The sequence below is a fragment of the Rhizobium sp. NZLR1b genome, assembly GCF_019685155.1.
Taxonomy (GTDB): Bacteria; Pseudomonadota; Alphaproteobacteria; order Rhizobiales; family Rhizobiaceae; genus Rhizobium.
Map to the genome: position 1 here is coordinate 426,143 of NZ_JABDWC010000003.1, position 19,573 is coordinate 445,715.

General features: G+C 62.3%; 23 protein-coding genes. 15 read left to right on the forward strand and 8 right to left on the reverse strand.

What is annotated here, in order from left to right:
- Positions 1-2: 2 nt before the first annotated feature.
- Positions 3-179, reverse strand: coding sequence for a hypothetical protein (locus HJB84_RS06525; RefSeq protein WP_204330089.1), 177 nt, complete (start codon positions 177-179; stop codon positions 3-5).
- A 148-nt stretch (positions 180-327) separates the two neighbouring features.
- Here HJB84_RS06525 and HJB84_RS06530 point away from each other — a divergent pair, with 148 nt between their 5' ends.
- From HJB84_RS06530 to HJB84_RS06540, 3 genes are read left to right on the forward strand one after another with little or no spacing between them, the layout of a single operon-like run.
- The gene (locus HJB84_RS06530) at positions 328-918 is read left to right on the forward strand and encodes a shikimate kinase (RefSeq protein WP_207582015.1); all 591 of its coding nucleotides are present in this window, start codon (positions 328-330) and stop codon (positions 916-918) included.
- The gene (gene aroB / locus HJB84_RS06535) at positions 915-2,045 is read left to right on the forward strand and encodes a 3-dehydroquinate synthase (protein ID WP_207582014.1); all 1,131 of its coding nucleotides are present in this window, start codon (positions 915-917) and stop codon (positions 2,043-2,045) included. The genes HJB84_RS06530 and aroB overlap by 4 nt, the downstream gene beginning before the upstream one ends.
- Positions 2,042-3,355: an HlyC/CorC family transporter gene (locus HJB84_RS06540; protein WP_207582013.1), complete on the forward strand. Its 1,314-nt coding sequence runs from the start codon at positions 2,042-2,044 to the stop codon at positions 3,353-3,355. Before aroB ends, HJB84_RS06540 begins: the two co-directional genes overlap by 4 nt.
- Positions 3,356-3,507: 152 nt before the next feature.
- Here HJB84_RS06540 and HJB84_RS06545 read toward each other — a convergent pair whose 3' ends face one another.
- Positions 3,508-3,792 carry a BolA family transcriptional regulator gene (locus tag HJB84_RS06545; protein WP_221115534.1) on the reverse strand — a complete coding sequence of 95 codons (285 nt, stop codon included), beginning with the start codon at positions 3,790-3,792 and terminating at the stop codon, positions 3,508-3,510.
- A gap of 102 nt (positions 3,793-3,894) precedes the next feature.
- On the opposite strand from HJB84_RS06545, the gene HJB84_RS06550 reads away from it, so the two are divergent.
- The 5 genes from HJB84_RS06550 (at position 3,895) to HJB84_RS06570 (ending at position 9,388) form a co-directional block, all read left to right on the forward strand.
- Entirely contained in the window at positions 3,895-4,512 is a 618-nt protein-coding gene (locus HJB84_RS06550) for a J domain-containing protein (protein ID WP_221115535.1), read from the forward strand.
- Between the two features lie 309 nt (positions 4,513-4,821).
- A complete protein-coding gene (cobS, locus tag HJB84_RS06555) occupies positions 4,822-5,814 on the forward strand; it encodes a cobaltochelatase subunit CobS (protein ID WP_221115536.1) in 993 nt (330 codons plus the stop codon).
- 12 nt (positions 5,815-5,826) lie between these two features.
- Positions 5,827-7,728 carry a cobaltochelatase subunit CobT gene (gene cobT, locus HJB84_RS06560; protein WP_221115537.1) on the forward strand — a complete coding sequence of 634 codons (1,902 nt, stop codon included), beginning with the start codon at positions 5,827-5,829 and terminating at the stop codon, positions 7,726-7,728.
- Positions 7,729-7,744: 16 nt separating this feature from the next.
- Positions 7,745-8,764: an esterase-like activity of phytase family protein gene (locus tag HJB84_RS06565; RefSeq protein WP_221115538.1), complete on the forward strand. Its 1,020-nt coding sequence runs from the start codon at positions 7,745-7,747 to the stop codon at positions 8,762-8,764.
- A 57-nt stretch (positions 8,765-8,821) separates the two neighbouring features.
- The gene (locus HJB84_RS06570) at positions 8,822-9,388 is read left to right on the forward strand and encodes an adenylate kinase (RefSeq protein ID WP_221115551.1); all 567 of its coding nucleotides are present in this window, start codon (positions 8,822-8,824) and stop codon (positions 9,386-9,388) included.
- Positions 9,389-9,517: 129 nt separating this feature from the next.
- Here the strand turns inward: HJB84_RS06570 and HJB84_RS06575 are convergent, their stop codons facing one another.
- Both HJB84_RS06575 and rpmB read right to left on the reverse strand, forming a co-directional pair.
- On the reverse strand, positions 9,518-10,153 hold the full coding sequence (locus HJB84_RS06575) for a VUT family protein (RefSeq protein ID WP_221115539.1): 636 nt from the start codon (positions 10,151-10,153) through the stop codon (positions 9,518-9,520).
- A 111-nt stretch (positions 10,154-10,264) separates the two neighbouring features.
- Complete coding sequence (gene rpmB / locus HJB84_RS06580) at positions 10,265-10,570, reverse strand: 50S ribosomal protein L28 (RefSeq protein WP_007632672.1); 306 nt, start codon at positions 10,568-10,570, stop codon at positions 10,265-10,267.
- A gap of 241 nt (positions 10,571-10,811) precedes the next feature.
- On the opposite strand from rpmB, the gene HJB84_RS06585 reads away from it, so the two are divergent.
- Together HJB84_RS06585 and HJB84_RS06590 are read left to right on the forward strand one after the other, a co-directional pair.
- Positions 10,812-11,588, forward strand: coding sequence for a DUF3108 domain-containing protein (locus tag HJB84_RS06585; protein ID WP_207582005.1), 777 nt, complete (start codon positions 10,812-10,814; stop codon positions 11,586-11,588).
- A gap of 30 nt (positions 11,589-11,618) precedes the next feature.
- Positions 11,619-12,506 (forward strand): DMT family transporter, encoded by an 888-nt coding sequence (locus HJB84_RS06590; RefSeq protein WP_221115540.1) that lies wholly within the window; start codon positions 11,619-11,621, stop codon positions 12,504-12,506.
- A gap of 2 nt (positions 12,507-12,508) precedes the next feature.
- Here HJB84_RS06590 and HJB84_RS06595 read toward each other — a convergent pair whose 3' ends face one another.
- Both HJB84_RS06595 and gloB read right to left on the reverse strand, forming a co-directional pair.
- Positions 12,509-12,931 (reverse strand): cupin domain-containing protein, encoded by a 423-nt coding sequence (locus HJB84_RS06595; RefSeq protein WP_207582003.1) that lies wholly within the window; start codon positions 12,929-12,931, stop codon positions 12,509-12,511.
- The gene (gene gloB, locus HJB84_RS06600; protein WP_164007856.1) at positions 12,931-13,701 is read right to left on the reverse strand and encodes a hydroxyacylglutathione hydrolase; all 771 of its coding nucleotides are present in this window, start codon (positions 13,699-13,701) and stop codon (positions 12,931-12,933) included. The genes HJB84_RS06595 and gloB overlap by 1 nt, the downstream gene beginning before the upstream one ends.
- A 53-nt stretch (positions 13,702-13,754) precedes the next feature.
- On the opposite strand from gloB, the gene HJB84_RS06605 reads away from it, so the two are divergent.
- The 4 genes from HJB84_RS06605 to HJB84_RS06620 all read left to right on the forward strand — a co-directional run bounded on the left by HJB84_RS06605 (position 13,755) and on the right by HJB84_RS06620 (position 17,069).
- Positions 13,755-14,531, forward strand: a complete 777-nt coding sequence (locus HJB84_RS06605) for a class I SAM-dependent methyltransferase (RefSeq protein WP_207582002.1) — start codon at positions 13,755-13,757, stop codon at positions 14,529-14,531.
- Positions 14,532-14,619: 88 nt separating this feature from the next.
- Positions 14,620-15,717 carry a histidinol-phosphate transaminase gene (gene hisC, locus HJB84_RS06610; protein ID WP_221115541.1) on the forward strand — a complete coding sequence of 366 codons (1,098 nt, stop codon included), beginning with the start codon at positions 14,620-14,622 and terminating at the stop codon, positions 15,715-15,717.
- Complete coding sequence (locus HJB84_RS06615; RefSeq protein WP_207582000.1) at positions 15,714-16,640, forward strand: prephenate/arogenate dehydrogenase family protein; 927 nt, start codon at positions 15,714-15,716, stop codon at positions 16,638-16,640. Before hisC ends, HJB84_RS06615 begins: the two co-directional genes overlap by 4 nt.
- A 9-nt stretch (positions 16,641-16,649) precedes the next feature.
- Positions 16,650-17,069, forward strand: a complete 420-nt coding sequence (locus HJB84_RS06620) for a GNAT family N-acetyltransferase (RefSeq protein WP_221115542.1) — start codon at positions 16,650-16,652, stop codon at positions 17,067-17,069.
- 13 nt (positions 17,070-17,082) lie between these two features.
- Here the strand turns inward: HJB84_RS06620 and HJB84_RS06625 are convergent, their stop codons facing one another.
- Positions 17,083-18,099 carry a DUF2125 domain-containing protein gene (locus HJB84_RS06625; protein ID WP_221115543.1) on the reverse strand — a complete coding sequence of 339 codons (1,017 nt, stop codon included), beginning with the start codon at positions 18,097-18,099 and terminating at the stop codon, positions 17,083-17,085.
- A gap of 50 nt (positions 18,100-18,149) precedes the next feature.
- On the opposite strand from HJB84_RS06625, the gene HJB84_RS06630 reads away from it, so the two are divergent.
- Positions 18,150-18,680 carry a gamma-glutamylcyclotransferase gene (locus HJB84_RS06630; RefSeq protein WP_207581997.1) on the forward strand — a complete coding sequence of 177 codons (531 nt, stop codon included), beginning with the start codon at positions 18,150-18,152 and terminating at the stop codon, positions 18,678-18,680.
- Between the two features lie 59 nt (positions 18,681-18,739).
- Here the strand turns inward: HJB84_RS06630 and HJB84_RS06635 are convergent, their stop codons facing one another.
- Positions 18,740-19,537, reverse strand: a complete 798-nt coding sequence (locus HJB84_RS06635; RefSeq protein WP_207581996.1) for a 1-acyl-sn-glycerol-3-phosphate acyltransferase — start codon at positions 19,535-19,537, stop codon at positions 18,740-18,742.
- Positions 19,538-19,573: the final 36 nt, after the last annotated feature.

Sequence of the window (19,573 nt, forward strand, 5' to 3'; positions counted from 1 at the left end):
GGTCACTTCCTGGTCGGAGCGATCGCCCCCGTCGCGGGCGGATTGACCCGCTCGGACGGAATGCGGATCGTCACGTCGCGCGGCTCGGGCTCGACGAAGGTCACAAGCGCCCACATCGCTCCGTAGACCGTCCCGGCGAGGATCGCGCAGACGAACAGAAAACGGAACAGGGTCGGCATCCGGCAACTCCTTCATGCTCTGCTTCTGTTATAAGAAGCGTATCTGCAAGTGCAAGAAGCGGTATTCAAGCCATGATTCCCTTGTCCGCGACTTGACGCTCCAGCTGCATTTGTCGATACGGTTTGCAAACAAAGTGTGAATGGACCGATGAGTGAACCACTGCTGACCGTTGCTGACAGCTTGAAAGACAGAGCTCGCGCCGCGCTCGGTTCACGTAATCTCATCCTTGTCGGCCTGATGGGCGCTGGAAAATCCTCGGTCGGCCGGATCGTCGCCACCCAGCTCGGGATTCCCTTCATCGACAGCGATCACGAAATCGAGCGGGTGTCACGCATGACGATCGCCGAATTATTCGCGGCCTATGGCGAAGTGGAGTTCCGGGCGCTGGAAACGCGGGTGATGAAACGGCTGCTGAAGAGCGGGCCACGGGTCGTCTCCACCGGCGGCGGCGCCTTCATCAACGACCGGACGCGCAGGCATATCAAGAAGGGCGGCCTGTCCGTCTGGCTGAAGGCCGATCTCGACGTGCTCTGGGACAGGGTCGCCAAGCGTGATACGCGGCCGCTGCTCAAGACCGAAAATCCGAAGCAGACGCTCGAAGGCCTGATGAATGCGCGCTACCCGATCTACGCGCAGGCCGACCTCACCGTGCTCTCGCGCGACGTGCGCAAGGAAATCATGGCCGACGAGGTGCTGACGGCCGTGATCGAAGCTCAGAATGAAAGTGCAGCGTCATGAATGCGATACCCTCCGCCTCCGCCGTCCAGACGGTGCATGTGCCGCTCGGCGAGCGCGCCTATGACATCCTGATCGGTCCGGGGCTGATCGCACGGGCCGGCGCCGAGATCGCCTCCCGGCTCAAGGGCCGCAAGGCGGCGATCATCACTGATGAAAATGTCGCTCCGCTCTATTTGAAGGCGCTCGTCGCAAGTCTTGATGAAGCGGGCATTGCCTCGGCTGAGGTCGTCCTGCCGGCCGGCGAGAAGACCAAAAGCTTCGAACATCTGATAACTGTCTGCGACAAGGTGCTCGAAGCCCGTGTCGAGCGCAATGATTGCGTCATCGCGCTCGGCGGCGGCGTCATCGGCGACCTTTCGGGATTTGCCGCCGGCATCGTCCGCCGCGGCGTGCGCTTCGTGCAGGTGCCGACCTCGCTGCTGTCGCAGGTCGATTCCTCCGTCGGTGGCAAGACCGGCATCAATTCCCGCCACGGCAAAAATCTGATCGGCGTCTTCCATCAGCCGGATCTGGTTCTGGCCGATACCGATGTGCTGAATTCGCTTAGCGAGCGCGAATTCCGCGCCGGTTACGCCGAGGTCGCCAAATACGGGCTGATCGACAAGCCGGATTTCTTCGCCTGGCTGGAAGCCAACTGGACGTCGGTTTTTACAGGCGGTTCCGCCCGCATCGAGGCGATTGCCGCCAGCTGTCAGGCGAAGGCCGATGTCGTCGTTGCCGACGAGCGCGAGAACGGCCCGCGGGCGTTGCTCAATCTCGGCCACACTTTCGGCCATGCGCTTGAGGCGGCGACCGCCTATGACAGCTCCCGCCTCGTGCATGGCGAGGGCGTTGCGATCGGCATGGTGCTGGCACACGAATTCTCCGCACGGATGAACCTTGCAAGCCCCGACGATGCGCGGCGCGTCGAGCGGCACCTCAAGGAGGTCGGCCTGCCGACCCGCATGTCCGACATTCCGGGCGAGCTACCGCCGGCCGAAACGCTGATGGATGCGATCGCCCAGGACAAGAAGGTCAAGAGCGGCAAGCTCACCTTCATCTTGACGCGCGGCATTGGCCAGTCTTTCGTCGCCGACGACGTTCCGGCCTCCGAGGTGATCAGCTTTCTCCGGGAAAAACATCCGTGACAACTGTCGAAGGCGCTCTGGCATTTCTTGCAACATATTGGCCGGAGATCCTTTCGATCACGGCGCTCGTGCTGATGTCCGCCTTCTTTTCCGGCTCCGAGACGGCGCTGACCGCTGTTTCGCGCAGCCGCATCCATACGCTTGAAGCCAACGGCGACGAACGCGCCGGCCTCGTCCGGCAGTTGATCGAGCGGCGCGACCGGCTGATCGGCGCGCTGCTGATCGGCAACAATCTCGCCAACATCCTATCCTCCTCGATCGCCACCAGCCTGTTCCTCGGGCTGTTCGGCAATTCCGGCGTGGCGCTGGCGACGCTTGCGATGACCGTCATCCTGGTCATCTTCGCTGAAGTGCTGCCGAAGAGCTGGGCGATTTCGACACCCGACCGTTTCGCACTCGCCATTGCGGCTCCGGCCAGGCTCTTCGTCCTCGTCGTCGGCCCGCTTTCCTCCTTCGTCAACGCGATCGTCCGCCGGATCCTTGCGCTGTTCGGCATCAACCTGTCGCGGGAGACGTCGATGCTGACGGCGCATGAGGAACTGCGCGGCGCCGTCGACCTCTTGCACCGCGAGGGATCGGTGGTGAAGGCCGATCGCGACCGTCTCGGCGGCGTGCTCGATCTCAGCGAGCTGGAACTCTCCGATATCATGGTCCACCGCACGGCGATGCGGGCGATCAACGCCGACGATCCGCCGGAAGCGGTGGTGCGCGCCATTCTCGAAAGTCCCTATACGCGCATGCCTCTGTGGCGCGGCACGATTGACAACATCATCGGCGTCGTGCACGCCAAGGACCTGTTGCGGGCGCTTGCCGAGCCGAACATGGAGCCGCAGAACCTCGATATCGTCAAGATCGCGCAGAAGCCGTGGTTCGTGCCCGACAGCACCAATCTTGAAGATCAGCTCAACGCCTTCCTGCGGCGCAAGCAGCATTTCGCCGTCGTCGTCGACGAATATGGCGAGGTGCAGGGCATCGTCACGCTGGAAGATATCCTTGAGGAAATCGTCGGCGATATTTCCGACGAGCACGATATCGAGATCCAGGGCGTGCGCCAGGAGGCCGACGGTTCCGTCGTCGTCGACGGCGGCGTACCGATCCGCGACCTCAACCGCGCGCTCGACTGGAACCTGCCCGACGAGGAGGCGACGACGATTGCAGGCCTCGTCATCCATGAATCGATGACCATCCCGGAAGAGCGCCAGGCCTTCACCTTTTATGGCAAGCGTTTCGTCGTCATGAAGCGGGAGAAGAACCGCATCACCAAGCTGCGCATTCGCCCGGCCGGGGAAGACGGCGCGAAACCGGCCTGATCCGGCTTGGATTAGAGCATGTCGCGCAAAAGTGTGCCGCGGTCTTGCGATAACGACATGCGTAAAAACAAAGACCTAAAGCGCGAGAAGCGGATCTGAAAGATCGCGGCGCGCTTTAGCGGTTACAGGTAACCATATAAGCTGCTGTGCCGCTACCAGCGGGTCGGCTCGTCAGGTGCTGCCGGTTCGACCGCCAGCGCATGCAGGCCGGCATCGAGTTCCGGTTTCAACAGGTCGGTGATCGCCCGGTGGCGCGCCAGCCGCGACATGCCGGCGAACTTGACTGAGACGATCCTCACCCGCATATGGGTTTCGCCGGTGCCGGTGATATCGGGCTGATGGCCGGCATGCAGATCGCTTTCGTCGATGACGCTCAGGCGTTCGGGGGCGAAGGCTTCGACAAGCTTTTCTTCGATGCGGGTTCTCAGGGTCATCATCCGATCTTGCTGTTTCGCGAAAAAGGTTCCCACCAAGCCAGCAACAAACCCATTTGTCAATTCTTGTTGTCGCGTCGCGACAGCCCCATAATTAGCGCCGTCATGACACTTGATTCCAAATATTTCGATCGCATCCGAACAAGTCGCAAACGCGAGCCTGAGGCAGAGGAGGCTCCGCCTACCTGTCAGTGGGACGGCTGCGACAAGAAAGGCGTGCATCGCGCTCCTGTCGGACGCAATGCGGAAGGCCAGTTCTTTTTGTTCTGCTTCGCGCACGTCAAGGACTACAACAAGGGCTATAATTATTTCTCCGGTCTTTCGGACGGCGAGATCGCTCGCTACCAGAAAGAGGCGATCACCGGCCACCGGCCGACATGGACCGTCGGCGTCAACAAGGCGGCGAAGGACAGTCCGCTGCATTCGGAGGTTCGCTCCGGCGCCTATACACGCGTTCGCGATCCCTTCGGCTTCGTCAAGGAAGGCGGCAAGGGCAGCGGGCCGCGTTTTCCCCAGGCGCGCAAGCTGAAATCGCTGGAAAGCAAGGCCTTCGATACGATGGGCCTCAATGCCAATGCGACGTCGGCGGAGATCAAGAGCCGCTACAAGGAACTGGTCAAGAAGCACCATCCGGATGCCAATGGCGGCGACCGCGGCTCGGAAGAGCGTTTCCGCGCCGTCATCCAGGCCTATCAATTGTTGAAGCAGAACGGTTTTTGTTAGTTCCCGTCCTTGCTCTTAGGCTTCAATCGGGTATGGTCCAAATCGGCTGAGGCCGCAGGCAAACGCGGCTCATATTTGTGCGTTTTCCCGACATCGCCTCCGCCGACCTTCCGGACGCGGCGTTTCTTGTCCGGGACTCTTTCAAGAATGCTCGCACGCGGTCATTATCCCGCCGAGGTTTCGTTTCAGTCCCGGAGAAGCATCGCCGACGTTCCGACCTGGACGAGCGCGGAATAAAATCGCGGCGTCACGGTTGCGACATGGCCTGAGACAGTATGGCCGGGTGGCTTCACCCGCCTTGGAGACATGATGAGCAAGATCGAACTTGATATTTCAGAACTGCCCGATACCACCGTTTCGGTCCGCGAGGCCTTCGGCATCGATTCCGACATCCGCGTTCCCGCCTACAGCAAGGGCGACGCCTATGTGCCGGACCTCGACACCGACTACCTGTTCGACCGCGACACGACGCTCGCCATTCTCGCAGGCTTCGCCCATAACCGCCGCGTGATGATCTCCGGCTATCACGGCACGGGCAAGTCCTCGCATATCGAGCAGGTGGCCGCACGGCTTAACTGGCCCTGCGTGCGCATCAACCTCGACAGCCATGTCAGCCGTATCGATCTTGTCGGCAAGGATGCGATCGTCGTCAAGGACGGGCTGCAGGTCACCGAATTCAAGGACGGCATCCTTCCCTGGGCCTATCAGCACAATGTCGCGCTGGTGTTCGACGAATATGATGCCGGCCGTCCCGATGTGATGTTCGTCATCCAGCGCGTGCTCGAATCCTCCGGCCGCCTGACGCTGCTCGACCAGAGCCGCGTCATCCGACCGCACCCGGCCTTCCGCCTGTTTGCGACCGCCAATACGATCGGCCTTGGCGATACCACCGGCCTCTATCACGGCACGCAGCAGATCAACCAGGCTCAGATGGACCGCTGGTCGATCGTGACGACGCTGAACTACCTGCCGCATGACCACGAAGTGAATATCGTCGCCGCCAAGGTGAAGAGCTTCGGCAAGGACAGGGAAGGCCGCGACACCGTTTCGAAGATGGTCCGCGTCGCTGACCTGACGCGTGCTGCCTTCATGAATGGTGATCTCTCCACGGTCATGAGCCCGCGTACCGTCATCACCTGGGCCGAGAATGCCGAGATCTTCGGAGATCTCGCCTTCGCCTTCCGCGTCACCTTCCTCAACAAGTGCGACGAACTGGAGCGCCCTCTGGTCGCCGAGCATTATCAGCGGGCCTTCGGCGTCGAGCTGAAGGAAAGTGCCGCCAATATCGTTCTCGGAGCCTGAGACCGACCGATCATGGCAGCTCGCGGTGACAATTCGAAAGCAAAGCCCGGCGCCCCTGTCGACGTCGAGCCATTACGCCGGGCGATAACCGGCTGCGTGCGCTCGATCGCCGGCGACGGCGATGTCGAGGTGACCTTCGCCAATGAACGACCGGGGATGACCGGCGAGCGCATCCGGCTGCCGGAGCTTTCCAAGCGGCCGACGGCGCATGAGCTGGCGGTCACCCGCGGGCTTGGCGATTCCATGGCGCTGCGTCTCGCCTGTCATGACGAAAAGGTGCATTCGACGATGGCGCCGCAGGGCTCGGACGCCCGGGCGATCTTCGATGTCGTCGAGCAGGCGCGCGTCGAATCGATCGGCGCGCTGCGCATGGAGGGCATGGCGTCGAACCTGCGCTCCATGACCGAAGAGAAATATTCCAAGGCGAATTTCACCGGCATCGAACGCCAGGAAGACGCACCGGTCGGTGAAGCCGTTGCGATGATGGTGCGCGAGAAGCTGACCGGCCAGCGCCCGCCCGCCTCCGCCGGCAAGGTGCTCGACCTCTGGCGCGGCTTCATCGAGGACAAGGCAGGGTCCGAACTCGACAATCTGTCGAGCGCGATCAACGACCAGCAGGCCTTCGCCAAGGTCATCCGCAACATGCTGTCGGCCATGGAAATGGCCGAGGAATACGGCGACGACGACAGCGACGCCGATAATGACGACCAGTCGGATCAGGAAGACCAGCCGAGCGGCGACGAGCAGGATCAGGACGAGGTCGACGAGGATGCCGGCACCGACGCCGCCCCCGTCGAAGACAGTGAAGTCGCCGACGAGCAGATGGAGGACGGCGAGACCGAAGGCGCCGAAATTTCCGACGACGACATGATGGAAGAGGGCGAGGACGATTCGGAAACGCCGGGCGAGACCCGCCGTCCGAACACGCCTTTTGCCGATTTCAACGAAAAGGTCGATTATCACGTCTTTACCGAAGCGTTTGACGAGATCATCACCGCCGAGGAACTCTGCGATGCCGCCGAGTTGGAGCGCCTGCGCGCCTTCCTCGACAAGCAGCTGGCGCATCTGCAGGGCGCGGTCGGCCGCCTGGCCAACCGGCTGCAGCGCCGGCTGATGGCGCAGCAGAACCGCTCCTGGGATTTCGATCTGGAAGAGGGTTATCTCGATCCGGCCCGGCTGCAGCGTATCATCATCGATCCGATGCAGGCGCTGTCCTTCAAGATGGAGCGCGACACGCAGTTCCGCGACACCGTCGTCACCCTGCTCATCGACAATTCCGGCTCGATGCGCGGCCGGCCGATCACGGTTGCCGCCACCTGCGCCGATATTCTCGCCCGCACGCTGGAGCGCTGCGGCGTCAAGGTCGAGATCCTCGGCTTCACCACCAAGGCCTGGAAAGGCGGGCAGGCACGTGAGGGCTGGCTTGCCGGCGGCAAGCCGCAGACGCCGGGTCGCCTCAACGACCTGCGCCATATCATCTACAAATCGGCCGACGCGCCGTGGCGGCGGGCACGGGCCAATCTCGGGCTGATGATGCGCGAGGGCCTGCTCAAGGAAAATATTGACGGCGAGGCGCTGATCTGGGCGCATAATCGTCTGCTCGCACGCCGCGAGCAGCGCCGCATCCTGATGATGATTTCGGACGGGGCGCCGGTCGACGATTCGACGCTGTCGGTCAATCCAGGCAATTATCTCGAGCGGCACCTGCGCGCCGTCATCGAGCAGATCGAGACGCGCTCGCCTGTCGAACTGCTGGCGATCGGCATCGGTCACGATGTGACACGTTACTATCGCCGCGCCGTGACGATCGTCGATGCCGACGAGCTTGCCGGCGCGATGACCGAGCAGCTTGCCTCGCTGTTCGAAGATCAATCCGCCCCGTCGCGTGGCAGCCGGATACGCCGTGCCGGTTGACCGGCTGGAAGGAAGCATGGCTGGTAAGCGCCTTTACCGCGCAGTGTCGATTGCCCTCTGCATCGCCGCTGGCGCGTGCCCCGCATCGGCGCGCGACGTGCCGGTCATTAGCCGGCAAATCTCTGATTTCAGGATCGGCTCTTCGCAGACGAACTTCGGGTCGCTGGAATTTCTCGGCGGACTGGAGATGGTTTCCAGCCGAGCCCTGTTCGGCTCGCTTTCCGCCATCCGCTTCCGGCCGGACCAGCAACATTTCGTCGTCGTGCTCGATACCGGTCAATGGCTGACGGGCAGCATCGAGCGCGACCTCAAGGGCAGGCTTTCCGGTCTCTCCAATGTCGAGATCACCCCGATGAAGAACATCGCCGGGCGCAGCTTCGAGGGCAAGGGGCATATGGATGCCGAGGGCCTGGCGCTCGATGGTAACAGGATCCTGGTCTCCTTCGAGCAGGATCACCGCGTCGATATCTATCCCGATCCGGGTTTTGCCGATTCCGGCGCGATCGCCACTCTGCCCATCCTCATCCCGCGGAAGATGCTGAGCGACAACCGCGGCATCGAGACCATTGCCGTGGCGCCGGCATCGAGCCCGCTCAAGGGCGGCGTTGTTATCGTCTCCGAACGCGGTCTCGATAGCGACGGCAACCGGGTCGCGGCTATTCTGAACGGCCCGCTGAAAGGGCGTTTCTCGGTGGCGCGGGACGGCAGCTTCGACATCACCGACGGCGCCTTCCTGCCGAACGGCGACCTGCTGCTGCTGGAACGTCGCTTCAATATGGCCGAAGGCATCGGCATGCGGATTCGGCGCATCAAGGGCGGCGATATCAGGCCCGGCGCCGTCGTCGACGGCGAATTGCTGCTCGAAGGCAATTTCAATTCTCAGATCGACAATATGGAAGGGCTGGACACGTTCCAGGCCGCCGACGGTACCACCCATATCGTCCTGGTGTCGGACGACAATCATTCGATCCTACAGCGCAATCTAATGCTGGAATTCCGGCTGACCGAACAGACCGCACACAAAGCGTCAGACTGACGTCATACGCGTCGGCGGTCATGCCGCAGCATCGGTCGGCAGCCTTCGGAGGACATCATAGTGCATATCCACGTCATGGGTGCGTCCGGTTCCGGCACGACATCGCTCGGCGGTGCGTTGGCCGTAAGGCTCGATATCGCCCATCTCGATACAGACGATTTCTTTTGGCTGCCAACCGATCCGCCGTTCACGACGCCGAGGGATGCCGGTGAGCGCATTCGGCTGCTGCTTGAGGAGACGCGACGGCCTGGTGGCTGGGTTCTTTCCGGATCGGCGCTGAAGTGGGGCACCCCGCTGGAGCCGCTCTACGATCTGATCGTGTTCCTCAGGATCGAGCCGGAGCTTCGTATGGCGCGCATCCGCGCGCGGGAGGTGGCCCGATATGGAAACAGGATTGGGCCCGGCGGCGACATGGAAGTAAAAAGCGGGCAATTCCTGGAATGGGCGGCAAGTTACGACACAGCCGGTCCCGAACGCCGCAGCCTTGCGGCGCATGAGCAATGGCTGGAAACGCAGACGGCGCCGGTGTTGCGGCTCGGTTCGTCGCTTGGTATCGACGAGCTGGCTGCAGAGGTCCTTCTGCATCCGGCCATCGCCGCCGGTGCGGTCCGGCGGCGTCCATGAGTTAAATGAAAGCATGTCGCGCAAAAGTGTGCAGCGGTTTTCAAAGCGCGAAGCGCTTTTGCCGCAACGACATGCGTAAAAACAATGGGCTAAAGCGCCAAGAGCGAATTTGAAGGATCGCGACGCGCTTTATCTGGCGCGGGCTGCCTGCATCGGCCGCAGCACGTTCATCAGCGCGCCGTAGGGCAAGAGCATGACGAGGCCGACGATCATCTTGACGGCGAAATCGCCGATCGCCCAGGAAATCCAGCGCGGAGCCTCGGTGGCGAAGACGCCGAGGACGGGGGCTGCTTCCAGCGCGAAGGGCTCGTTCGGGCCGAGGAAGACGAAAAACGCGGCGAAGGACAGCGAGAAGAACATCACCGTATCCAGCGCCGAGCCGATCAGCGAGCCGACGAGCGGCGCGCGCCACCAGGCCTGGCGGCGAAGGCGGTTGAAGACGGCGATATCGAGCAGCTGGCCGGCGAGATAGGCCGAGCCGGAGGCGATGGCGATGCGCGGCGCCGACGTGAAGAAGGAGAGCGTCACGCCGACGACGAATCCGGCAAGGACGACCTTGCGGGCTGCCTGCGGGCCGAACTGGCGGTTGGTCAGATCGGTGATCAGGAAGGCGATCGGATAGGAGAAGGCGCCCCAGGTCAGGATGTCGGCAAGGTTGATGCCGGCGACTTCGGCGTTCAGCGGAAACTGGACGAGGAAGTTGGAAGCGACGACGACGAGTGTCATCAGCGCGACATAGGCGATGGTATAGCGGGTCTTCGGCATTTTTTTATCCTGGGTGATGCCACCAGTTGGAGCGACGATCCGGCAAAGCAAAAGGCTTGTCCGGTATCATCCGTTCAAGCCTTTAAAGCCGTATGAAAGAAGGGCAGAAGCTTACGCAGCAACAGCAACAGCTGCTTCGGCGGTCTTCTTGACGATCTGACGACGCAGCAGGCGCGCGCGCATCGACAGTTCGGTTTCGTTGGCCTTCAGCAGGAAGGCATCGAGGCCGCCACGATGCTCGACGGAGCGAAGAGCAGCAGCCGAAACACGAAGACGATAACGCTGGTTGAGGGCATCGGAAATCAGCGTGACCTGGCACAGGTTCGGCAGGAACCGGCGCTTGGTCTTGTTGTTGGCATGGCTGACATTGTTACCAGTCAGGACGGCCTTGCCGGTCAATTCGCACACGCGGGACATGGAACACCTATTCTTGTTTTTGTCGGGCCATCGAATTGCCATCCCGGTCAAAACCAGGCGCGCAATCCAACGGGCATGATTGGAAAGTTGCGGTTCTATAGTCAGGCAGGCTGCGCGCGTCAAGCCAAACCTTGGCCTTTCCCGCAATTCTGTCAAAAAGCTGCTGTTTTCTTCCCTTCGCGGCAGGAGTATAGAGCGCTGAGCGAAGGCTGCCAGCGCGCGGCAAGACAAGGCTTGATTCATGGCTCATTCGAGCAGACGGATTTTCATTTCGGCGATCGCCGCGCTGCTTGCCATACCGGCAGCGGCGGCCGAAATCCAGCATCGGACGGAATACCGGGTGACGCTTGCCGGCCTGCCGATCGCCCGCGCCGCGTTCCTGACGCAGATCGAGGACGATCATAGCTACAAGATCGCCGGCAGCATCAACTCCGCCGGGCTTGCCGATCTGGTCACGACGATTTCGGCCAAAACAAGTGTCACCGGCGTCGTGCGCGACGACAAGTTGCAGGCGTCGAAATATTCGCTCTACTACAAGAGCGGCAAGAAGGCCCGGGTCTACGAGGTCAGCTACCGCGACGGCAACATCGTCTCGGCGACGACGACACCGCCGCCGAAGCGTCCGAAGAACTGGATCGACGTGACGCCGCGCGACATGCGCTCGGTGCTCGATCCGATCTCCGGCCTGATCTTCACCGGCGACACCAAGGTCTGCTCGCAGACGCTGCCGATCTTCGACGGCGAGACGCGCATGGATCTGGTGCTGTCGCCGAAGGGCGACGAGGATTTCTCGACCAACGGCTTCAAGGGCAAGGCGACCGTCTGCAGCGTGCGCTTCGTGCCACGCTCGGGCTACAAGAAGGGCCGCAAGGACATCGTCTATCTCAGCAAGAGCGACCGGATGGAAATCTGGTTTGCCAAGTCGGACGCGGCAAATGTATACGCTCCCGTCTACGTGCGCATTCCGACCGAATATGGAATGGTGACGATCACTGCCGTCAAATACGGCAGCAGCTGACGGAGATCATTCTCTGTCAAAGGGGGATGGGTGAAGCTTCGCGCGACGTTGATCGGTTTTACCGCCATTTTGATGTGGTCGTTCCTGGCGCTGTTGACGGCCGCCTCCGGGAAGATGCCGCCGTTCCAGCTTTCGGCCGTCTGCTTTGCGATCGGCAGCATTCCCGGCCTCGCCGTGCTTGCCCTCAACCCGTCACGGCTGGCGCTGCTGAAGCAGCCGGCCAAGGTCTGGGTGACCGGTATTTCGGGGCTGTTCGGCTATCATTTCCTTTATTTCACCGCGCTCAGAAACGCGCCGGCGGTGGAGGCGGGGCTGATCGCCTATCTCTGGCCGCTGCTGATCGTCGTCGGCTCGGCGCTGCTGCCGGGCGAACGGCTGCGCTGGTATCATGTGGCCGGTGCGCTTGCCGGGCTGTGCGGCACCTTCCTGATCGTCGGCCGCAACGGCATCGATTTTAACGGCGCCTATGCCGTCGGTTACACGGCCGCTTTTCTCTGCGCCTTCACCTGGTCCGGTTACTCGCTACTGACCCGGCGTTTCGACGCCGTCTCCACCGATGTCGTCACCGGCTTCTGCCTTGCGACCTCGATCCTGTCGCTGTTCTGCCATCTCGGCCTGGAGACGACGGTCTGGCCGGCAACGGGTTTCGAATGGCTCGCCGTCGCCGGGCTCGGGCTCTTGCCGGTGGGGGCTGCCTTTTACGCCTGGGACTACGGCGTCAAGAACGGCGATATCCAGATCCTCGGCGCGGCGAGTTATGCCGCACCGCTGCTTTCGACGCTGATCCTGACGCTGTTCGGATTTGCCGAGCCGGGCTGGCGCATCGCGCTCGCCTGCCTGCTCGTCACCGGCGGGGCGGTGCTGGCCGCCCAGGACATGTTTCGTCGCAAGATCCAGCCGCCGGTTGCGGCGGAATGAGTTCAGCCGCCGGGCGTCCAGCCTGATGGCGCCATCTCGAAGCTCGAAAACGTAAAGCCCGGTGAGACAGTGCAGCCGACCAGGGTGAAATCGCCGAGGCTTTCGGCCGACTGCCACCAATTGGCCGGAATGATCACCTGCGGCCGCTCGCCGGCCGCCAGGTCGGTTCCAAGCGTCAGGGCCTCGCTTGCCGTTCCATCTTCAGAGCGATGCAGCGAGAGCGGCGCGCCGGCGTAATAATGCCAGACCTCCACCGCATCATGGACGCGATGCCAGTGCGAGCGCTGTCCTCTGATCAGGAGATAATAGATCGCCGTCGAGTGGCCGCGTTCTCCGCCCGCCGTATCGCGGAACGTCTCAGCGTACCAGCCGCCTTCCGGATGCGGCTGCATGGCGAGTTCGCGGATGATGTCTTCGGGAGACATCAGAAATTGTCCTTGCGCTTGCGGATCTCGGCAAAGACTTCCTCGTTGGTCTTGCCTTCCATCAGCAGATTGCGGCGGATCGCCGGATCGGCGGCGCGCAGGAACGGGTTGGTCTCCTTTTCCAGCCCCAGCGTCGTCGGGATGGTGAATTTGCCGTCGGCGCGCAAGGCCTCGATCTCGGCGGCGCGGCTCTTCAGGCGTTCGTTGTCGGGATCGACCGTCAGTGCGAAGCGGGCATTGGACAGGGTGTATTCGTGGCCGAAATAGACGGCGGTCTCATCGGGCAGCACGGCCAGTTTTTGCAGCGAATGCCACATGTCGGCGGCCGGGCGTTCGAACAGCCGGCCGCAGCCGAGCGCAAACAGCGTATCGGCGGCAAAGAGCAGCTTGTCGTCGACGAAGTGATAGCAGATATGGCCGGCGGTGTGGCCGGGCGTCTCGATGACGTTGACCGTGTGATCGCCGAAAAGGAAGCTGTCGCCATCGGCCATCGTCCGGTCGAGGCCGGGAATGGCGATCGCCTCGTTGATCGGGCCGATGATCTCGCAGCCGAACTGCTCCTTCAGCGCCAGGTTGCCGGTGACATGGTCGGTGTGATGATGGGTGGTGAAGATATGGGTGATTTTCCAGCCGCGGCGCGTCGCCGCCTGCAGGATCGGCGCCTCTTCCGGCGCGTCGATCGCCGCGGTAAAGCCTGTCTCCGGATCGTGGACGAGAACGCCGAAATTGTCGGTGCGGCAGAGAAAAACGTCTAATTCCAAAGGTTTCATCGTTCAATAATCCCTTGTCATGCGAGTCTCGCGGAAATGTAGAGGTTCCGGCCTTGAAGTCCAACCGCCCGCTGATAACATTTATCGCAATGCACGCCGATATCGTCGACCTACGCCAGTTCTACCACTCCGAGCTTGGGCGCCTTGCCGAGCAGTCGATCGCCATGGCGCTGTCTTCGCTCTGGGTGCGGCTGCCGCAGGAGCGTCTGGTCGGTCTCGGCTATGCCGTGCCCTTCCTCGACCGCTTCCAGGCCGATACCGAGCGCACCTTCGCCTTCATGCCGGCCGGGCAGGGCGCGGTGAACTGGCCGATGGGATCGCTCTCGTCGACGGCGCTGATTTTCGACGAGGAACTGCCGCTGCCGGATTCCTCGATCGACCGGGTGCTGATGGTGCATTCGCTGGAATTCGCCGAAAGCCCGCGCGAGACGCTGAAGGAACTCTGGCGGGTGCTGGCGCCAGGCGGACGGCTTGTCATCGTCGTGCCGAACCGACGCGGCGTCTGGGCGCGGATGGAACACACGCCGTTCGGCTCGGGCCGGCCCTATTCCCGCGGTCAGCTGACGCATCTGCTGCGCGAAACGAATTTCACCCCGGGCGCGACGGCCGAAGCGCTGTTCTTCCCGCCCTCGAAGCTCAGGACCATCCTGCGCCTTCGCCGCGCCTTCGAGCGGATCGGGCGGACGTTGTGGCCGGCTTTCTCAGGCGTCATCATCGTCGAGGCGCAGAAGCGGCTCTATCAGGGGCTGCCGGTTGCGGCGCGAGCCTCCCGCCGCGTCTTCGTGCCGGTTCTGGCACCCCATGGCGTGCCGACCACACGCAGCCGGTGACGCCGCCCGGCTCTCGACAAGAACCGCATTCCGCTTTAATGCGACTGGTAATTTCCGGCAGTTCCAAGGTCGATCCATGAGCGTTGAGATGAGCAAGCCTGTTCCGCGTCCCGGTATTCTCGATATCGCATCCTATGTGCCGGGCAAGGAACATGCACCGGGTGTTGCCCGCGTCTACAAGCTTTCGTCCAACGAAACGCCACTCGGCGCCAGTCCGAAGGCGATCGATGCGTTCAAGGCGGTTGCCGACAATCTGGAGCGTTACCCCGACGGGCAGGCGGTTGAATTGCGCGAGGCGATCGCTGCCGTGCACGGCCTCAACCCGGCAAACATTCTCTGCGGCAACGGTTCCGACGAACTGCTCGGCCTGCTCTGCCATGTCTATCTCGGCGCCGGCGACGAGGGCATCATCACCGAGCACGGCTTCCTGGTCTACAAGATCCAGATCCAGGGCGCCGGCGCCACGCCTGTCGTCGTCAGGGAAAAAGATCACACCGTCGATGTCGATGCGATCCTTGCCGCGGTGACGGAAAAGACCAAGATCGTTTTCATCGCCAATCCCGGCAATCCAACCGGCACTTATGTCCCAGTCAGCGAGATCCGCCGCCTGCAGGCCGGGCTACCGAAGCATGTCGTGCTGGTGCTCGATGCCGCCTATGCCGAATATGTGCGCCGCAACGATTATGAAGCCGGCATCGAGGTCGTGTCTTCCAATGCCAACGTGGTGATGACCCGCACCTTCTCGAAGGCCTACGGACTGGCGGCGCTGCGGGTCGGCTGGATGTATGCGCCGGCCGAGATCGTCGACGCTGTGAACCGCGTGCGCGGGCCTTTCAATTTGAACGCGCCGGCAATCGCCGCCGGTGCCGCGGCGATCCGCGACCAGGCCTTCATCCAGCAGGCCATCTCCTTCAACCAGATGTGGGTGGAGACGCTGACCCAGGCGCTCGAAGCGATCGGCCTGAAGGTGACGCCGTCCGTCGCCAATTTCGTCCTCATTCATTTCCCCGAGATCGACGGCAAGCGCGCCGCCGATGCCGACGATCTCCTGACGAGCCGCGGCTACATCCTGCGCGCCGTGCGCAGCTATGGCTTTGCCAATGCGCTCCGGATGAGCATCGGCCCCGAAGAGGCCAACCGTGGCGTCATCGCCGCGCTCACCGAATTCATGGGACGCAAGGCATGAACGTCCAGTTCGATCGTATCGCGCTGATCGGTATCGGCCTGATCGGCTCTTCACTCGCCTACGACATCAGGCGGCTTGGTCTTGCACGGGAGATCGTCGTCGCGACGCGTAGCGCCGATACGCTGAAGCGTGCCGAGGAGCTCGGTCTCGGCGACCGCTACACGACGTCTTCGGCCGATGCCGTCAGGGATGCCGATCTGGTAATCGTCTCGGTGCCGGTCGGCGCTTCGGAAAGCGTGGCGAAGGAGATAGCGGCTAGCCTGAAGTCCGGGGCTGTTGTCACCGATGTCGGCTCCACGAAGGCCTCAGTCATCGCGCAGATGCTGCCGCATATGCCTGATAATGTGCATTTCATCCCCGGCCATCCACTGGCCGGCACCGAAAAATCCGGCCCCGATGCCGGCTTCCCGGGCCTCTTCGAAGGCCGTTGGTGCATCTTCACGCCGGTCGCCGGTACCGACGAGACGGCGCTGAAGCGTCTGCGCAGCTTCTGGGAAACGCTTGGTTCGAAGGTCGACGAAATGGATGCGGAGCATCACGACAAGGTGCTGGCGATCGTCTCGCACCTGCCGCATATCATCGCCTACAACATCGTCGGCACCGCCGACGATCTGGAGACGGTGACCGAGTCGGAAGTCATCAAATACTCCGCCTCGGGCTTTCGCGATTTCACCCGACTTGCGGCTTCCGACCCGACGATGTGGCGCGACGTCTGCCTGCACAATCGTGATGCGATCCTCGAAATGCTGGCGCGCTTCTCGGAGGATCTCGCCTCTCTGCAGCGCGCGATCCGCTGGGGCGAGGGCGACAAAATCTTCGAACTTTTCACCCGCACGCGCGCCATCCGCCGCTCGATCGTCCAGGCCGGCCAGGATGTCGACGCGCCTGATTTCGGCCGCCACGCGCTGGATAACAAGAAGTAGCCATCCGCGATGGTTGAGGTGGCGCGCGCCAGCCAGGCGGATATCGATTGGCTCGTTCGCGAGGATGCCAGCGCTGGTGAAGCCTGGGTGTCGCGATGCGTGGCGCTTGGCGAATATCTCGTTGCCAGGAAAGTCGGCGAGATCGTCGGTTTCCTGCGCTTCTCCCGCTTCTGGGGCAGAATTCCCTACATGGAGATGATCCGCGTCCTTCCCGGCCACCGCCGTTCAGGCGTCGGAACGGCGCTGTTTGTTCCCTGGGAAGGGGCGATGCGCGGCGACGGCGCCCGCCTGCTGATGACCTCAAGCGAATGCGACGAAAGCCGACCTCAGGACTGGCATCGCCGCAACGGATTTACCGAAACCGGCGCGATCGAGCTGCCTGGGTTGCAGTCGGTGGCGGAGGTCTTCTTCGTCAAGCGGATAAGCTGAGAGGCGCCATAGGTCAGATCGGCGGTATCCGGCCGAGCGGGATGAAGCCGCTGACGGTGGTGTTGCCGTGATCGACGACAAGATCGACGGAGACTTTGTCTTTGCCGCCGGCAAGCGATTTCAAGAGCTTGGTCGCCGTGTTGACGGTCGAGGCGATATCCGGAAAGGCCTGTTTCAGGCTGTCGCCCCAGGGGCCGAGCTGTTCGATTTCCAGCTTGAATTTTCCGGAGAGCAGACCCTGCTCGTCGAAGGAAAAGGGGCCGGTCAGCGTCATCACTTTGCCGTCGCCGATGTCGGCGACGATGCGGCGCAGCTCACCGGCGGCACCGTTGAGGCCGCTCGGATCACTGCCGTCGATCAGGCCGGCTTTACCGGCGACGGTCAGATCGATACTGGCCGACAGCTTCGGGAAGATTTGCGGCCAGTCCTTGATCGCGGTGTTGGCATCCTGCACGGAGATCGCGCCGTCGAGATCGGCACCGTTCTGGCGCAGATGAATTTCGGTGCGAGCGGCATCGAAGCTGATGGTCTGGCCGGTGTAGGAGGAAACCGCCGTCGCCTTCAGGCCCTCGATGACCGTTGAGCTGCGGTTAATGCCCCGCAACCTCGTCGCCAGGCTCGCTTGCAGGTTTGCCCATTGGGCCGAGATCGAAAGGCCATTGCTGGTGCGGATGGCGGCCGGCGAATCGAGCTCCCAGACGATATTGCCGGGCGCGTAGACCTGCGCTGCCGAACGCAACGCGCCGAAGGTGGCCGAGACGCCGTTGACATGGTCGTCGACATCGATCTTGGAGCAGAACAGGCCGATACGGAAAGGATAGCCGCGGAATTCGATATCGGAGCATTCGGCGCTGACGCCTGCCTGGTCGCGCGGCGCGATCGCCTTCAGCACCGTGGTCTTCAGCGTCGATGCCGCATAGAACCAGCCGCCGGTATAAAGCGCGATCACCAGGAGGACGCCGCCACCCAGCAACCAGAATTTCTTGCTGCTGCTGGATTGGCTGCTACCGGATTGGCTTGACGCTGCCATGATGTTCTCCAATGGTGAATCGCAAATGTGATTCCGGTCTGGCGTGCGATATGGACGAAATTTGGGTATTTGGCTACGGTTCGCTGATGTGGAATCCGGGCTTCGAGTTCATGGAGCGGGCAGAGGCTCTGATCTACGGCTACAGGCGTTCGCTCTGCGTCCGTTCCTTTGTCCATCGCGGTACGCGCGACAGTCCGGGCCTGGTTCTCGGCCTCGACAGAGGCGGCGCCTGCCGCGGCATGGCTTTCCGCATTTCCCCGGAAAAATGGGATGAGGTGATCGATTATCTCCGCGCCCGCGAACTGGTTACCAATGTCTACCTGGAGCGCCGAGTGCGGCTGCAGCTTGCGGGAGGCTGTAGGGTGGAGGCGGTTACCTACATTGCTGATCGCGACCATGAGCAATATGCCGGTACGCTCGACGCATTTGAGGCGGCGAGGGTGGTGAGCCAGGCCAAGGGTCAGTCAGGCCCGAATGATGCCTATGTCTTCAACACCGCGATGCATCTGAAGCAGATGGGCATTCGCGACCATTGGCTGGAGCAGGTCGTCGACGAAGTGGAGCGGCTGCGCGCCGCTTGATCCTCACGCGCGTCGCGATTATTATCGCAAAAACCGTTGCGCAGTTTGCGCGACATGCTTCAGGCGGTCGCCGTCTTGAGCCTGCGCAGCTCGGCCAGCCTTTCGACCGCCGTCGGCGGCAGCGGCAGATGCGGATTTGCCTCGACAGTTTCGAGCAGAAGCGCGTCGCTTGCCCGCTCCGACACCTCGATCAGATGGGCGAAAAACGCGTCCGGATCCATTCCCGGCATGATCGGCGGCAGGATCCTCACCTTGAAATGGCCGGGATAACGACGAATGCTGCGCCGCGGCCAGAAGAGACCGGGATGCATGACGATCGGCACTACGGGGATGGCGAGATCACGGTACATGCGGGCGATGCCATACTTATAGACCGGCTCGGCGCCCGGCGGGCGACGGGTGCCCTCAGGATAGATGATCAGCTGGCGGCCGGTCGAAAGCTCCTGTTTCGTGCGCTTCAACACCTCCACCATCACCTTGCCACGGGCGCCGCGATCAACCGGGATCACCCGCTGCTTCTTCGCATACCAGCCGAACAGCGGAATCCACATCAGCTCGCGCTTCAGGATGTAGACCGGGTCCTTTAGCCAGGGCAGCAGCGCATAGGTATCCCAGAAGGATTGGTGCTTCGGCGCCAGGATGTAGCTGCCGTCCGGGAGGTTCTCCAGGCCTTCGATCTCGAAAGTGGTGCCGACGATCACCCGCATCAGCCAGTGGTTGGAGCGTGCCCAATTCTTCGGGATCGCATAGGCGGTCAGGCGCGGCGCCAGGAAATAGTATGGCGAGAGAACGATCATCCGGATGATGAGGTTGGCGTAGAAGATCGTGTTGAAGAGGACGGAACGCAGGGCGATCATGAAACTTTCCCGAGGCATGCTCACGCGACCGGCCTA

Bases quoted from the DNA above. Each gene is read 5' to 3' on its own strand.
- HJB84_RS06525 (WP_204330089.1), bottom strand. From the start codon at position 179: ATGCCGACCCTGTTCCGTTTTCTGTTCGTCTGCGCGATCCTCGCCGGG.
- HJB84_RS06530 (WP_207582015.1), top strand. From the start codon at position 328: ATGAGTGAACCACTGCTGACCGTTGCTGACAGCTTGAAAGACAGAGCT.
- aroB (WP_207582014.1), top strand. From the start codon at position 915: ATGAATGCGATACCCTCCGCCTCCGCCGTCCAGACGGTGCATGTGCCG.
- HJB84_RS06545 (WP_221115534.1), bottom strand. From the start codon at position 3,792: ATGATGACCCTGAGAACCCGCATCGAAGAAAAGCTTGTCGAAGCCTTC.
- HJB84_RS06550 (WP_221115535.1), top strand. From the start codon at position 3,895: ATGACACTTGATTCCAAATATTTCGATCGCATCCGAACAAGTCGCAAA.
- cobS (WP_221115536.1), top strand. From the start codon at position 4,822: ATGAGCAAGATCGAACTTGATATTTCAGAACTGCCCGATACCACCGTT.
- cobT (WP_221115537.1), top strand. From the start codon at position 5,827: ATGGCAGCTCGCGGTGACAATTCGAAAGCAAAGCCCGGCGCCCCTGTC.
- HJB84_RS06565 (WP_221115538.1), top strand. From the start codon at position 7,745: ATGGCTGGTAAGCGCCTTTACCGCGCAGTGTCGATTGCCCTCTGCATC.
- HJB84_RS06575 (WP_221115539.1), bottom strand. From the start codon at position 10,153: ATGCCGAAGACCCGCTATACCATCGCCTATGTCGCGCTGATGACACTC.
- rpmB (WP_007632672.1), bottom strand. From the start codon at position 10,570: ATGTCCCGCGTGTGCGAATTGACCGGCAAGGCCGTCCTGACTGGTAAC.
- HJB84_RS06585 (WP_207582005.1), top strand. From the start codon at position 10,812: ATGGCTCATTCGAGCAGACGGATTTTCATTTCGGCGATCGCCGCGCTG.
- HJB84_RS06595 (WP_207582003.1), bottom strand. From the start codon at position 12,931: ATGTCTCCCGAAGACATCATCCGCGAACTCGCCATGCAGCCGCATCCG.
- gloB (WP_164007856.1), bottom strand. From the start codon at position 13,701: ATGAAACCTTTGGAATTAGACGTTTTTCTCTGCCGCACCGACAATTTC.
- hisC (WP_221115541.1), top strand. From the start codon at position 14,620: ATGAGCAAGCCTGTTCCGCGTCCCGGTATTCTCGATATCGCATCCTAT.
- HJB84_RS06615 (WP_207582000.1), top strand. From the start codon at position 15,714: ATGAACGTCCAGTTCGATCGTATCGCGCTGATCGGTATCGGCCTGATC.
- HJB84_RS06620 (WP_221115542.1), top strand. From the start codon at position 16,650: ATGGTTGAGGTGGCGCGCGCCAGCCAGGCGGATATCGATTGGCTCGTT.
- HJB84_RS06625 (WP_221115543.1), bottom strand. From the start codon at position 18,099: ATGGCAGCGTCAAGCCAATCCGGTAGCAGCCAATCCAGCAGCAGCAAG.
- HJB84_RS06630 (WP_207581997.1), top strand. From the start codon at position 18,150: ATGGACGAAATTTGGGTATTTGGCTACGGTTCGCTGATGTGGAATCCG.
- HJB84_RS06635 (WP_207581996.1), bottom strand. From the start codon at position 19,537: ATGATCGCCCTGCGTTCCGTCCTCTTCAACACGATCTTCTACGCCAAC.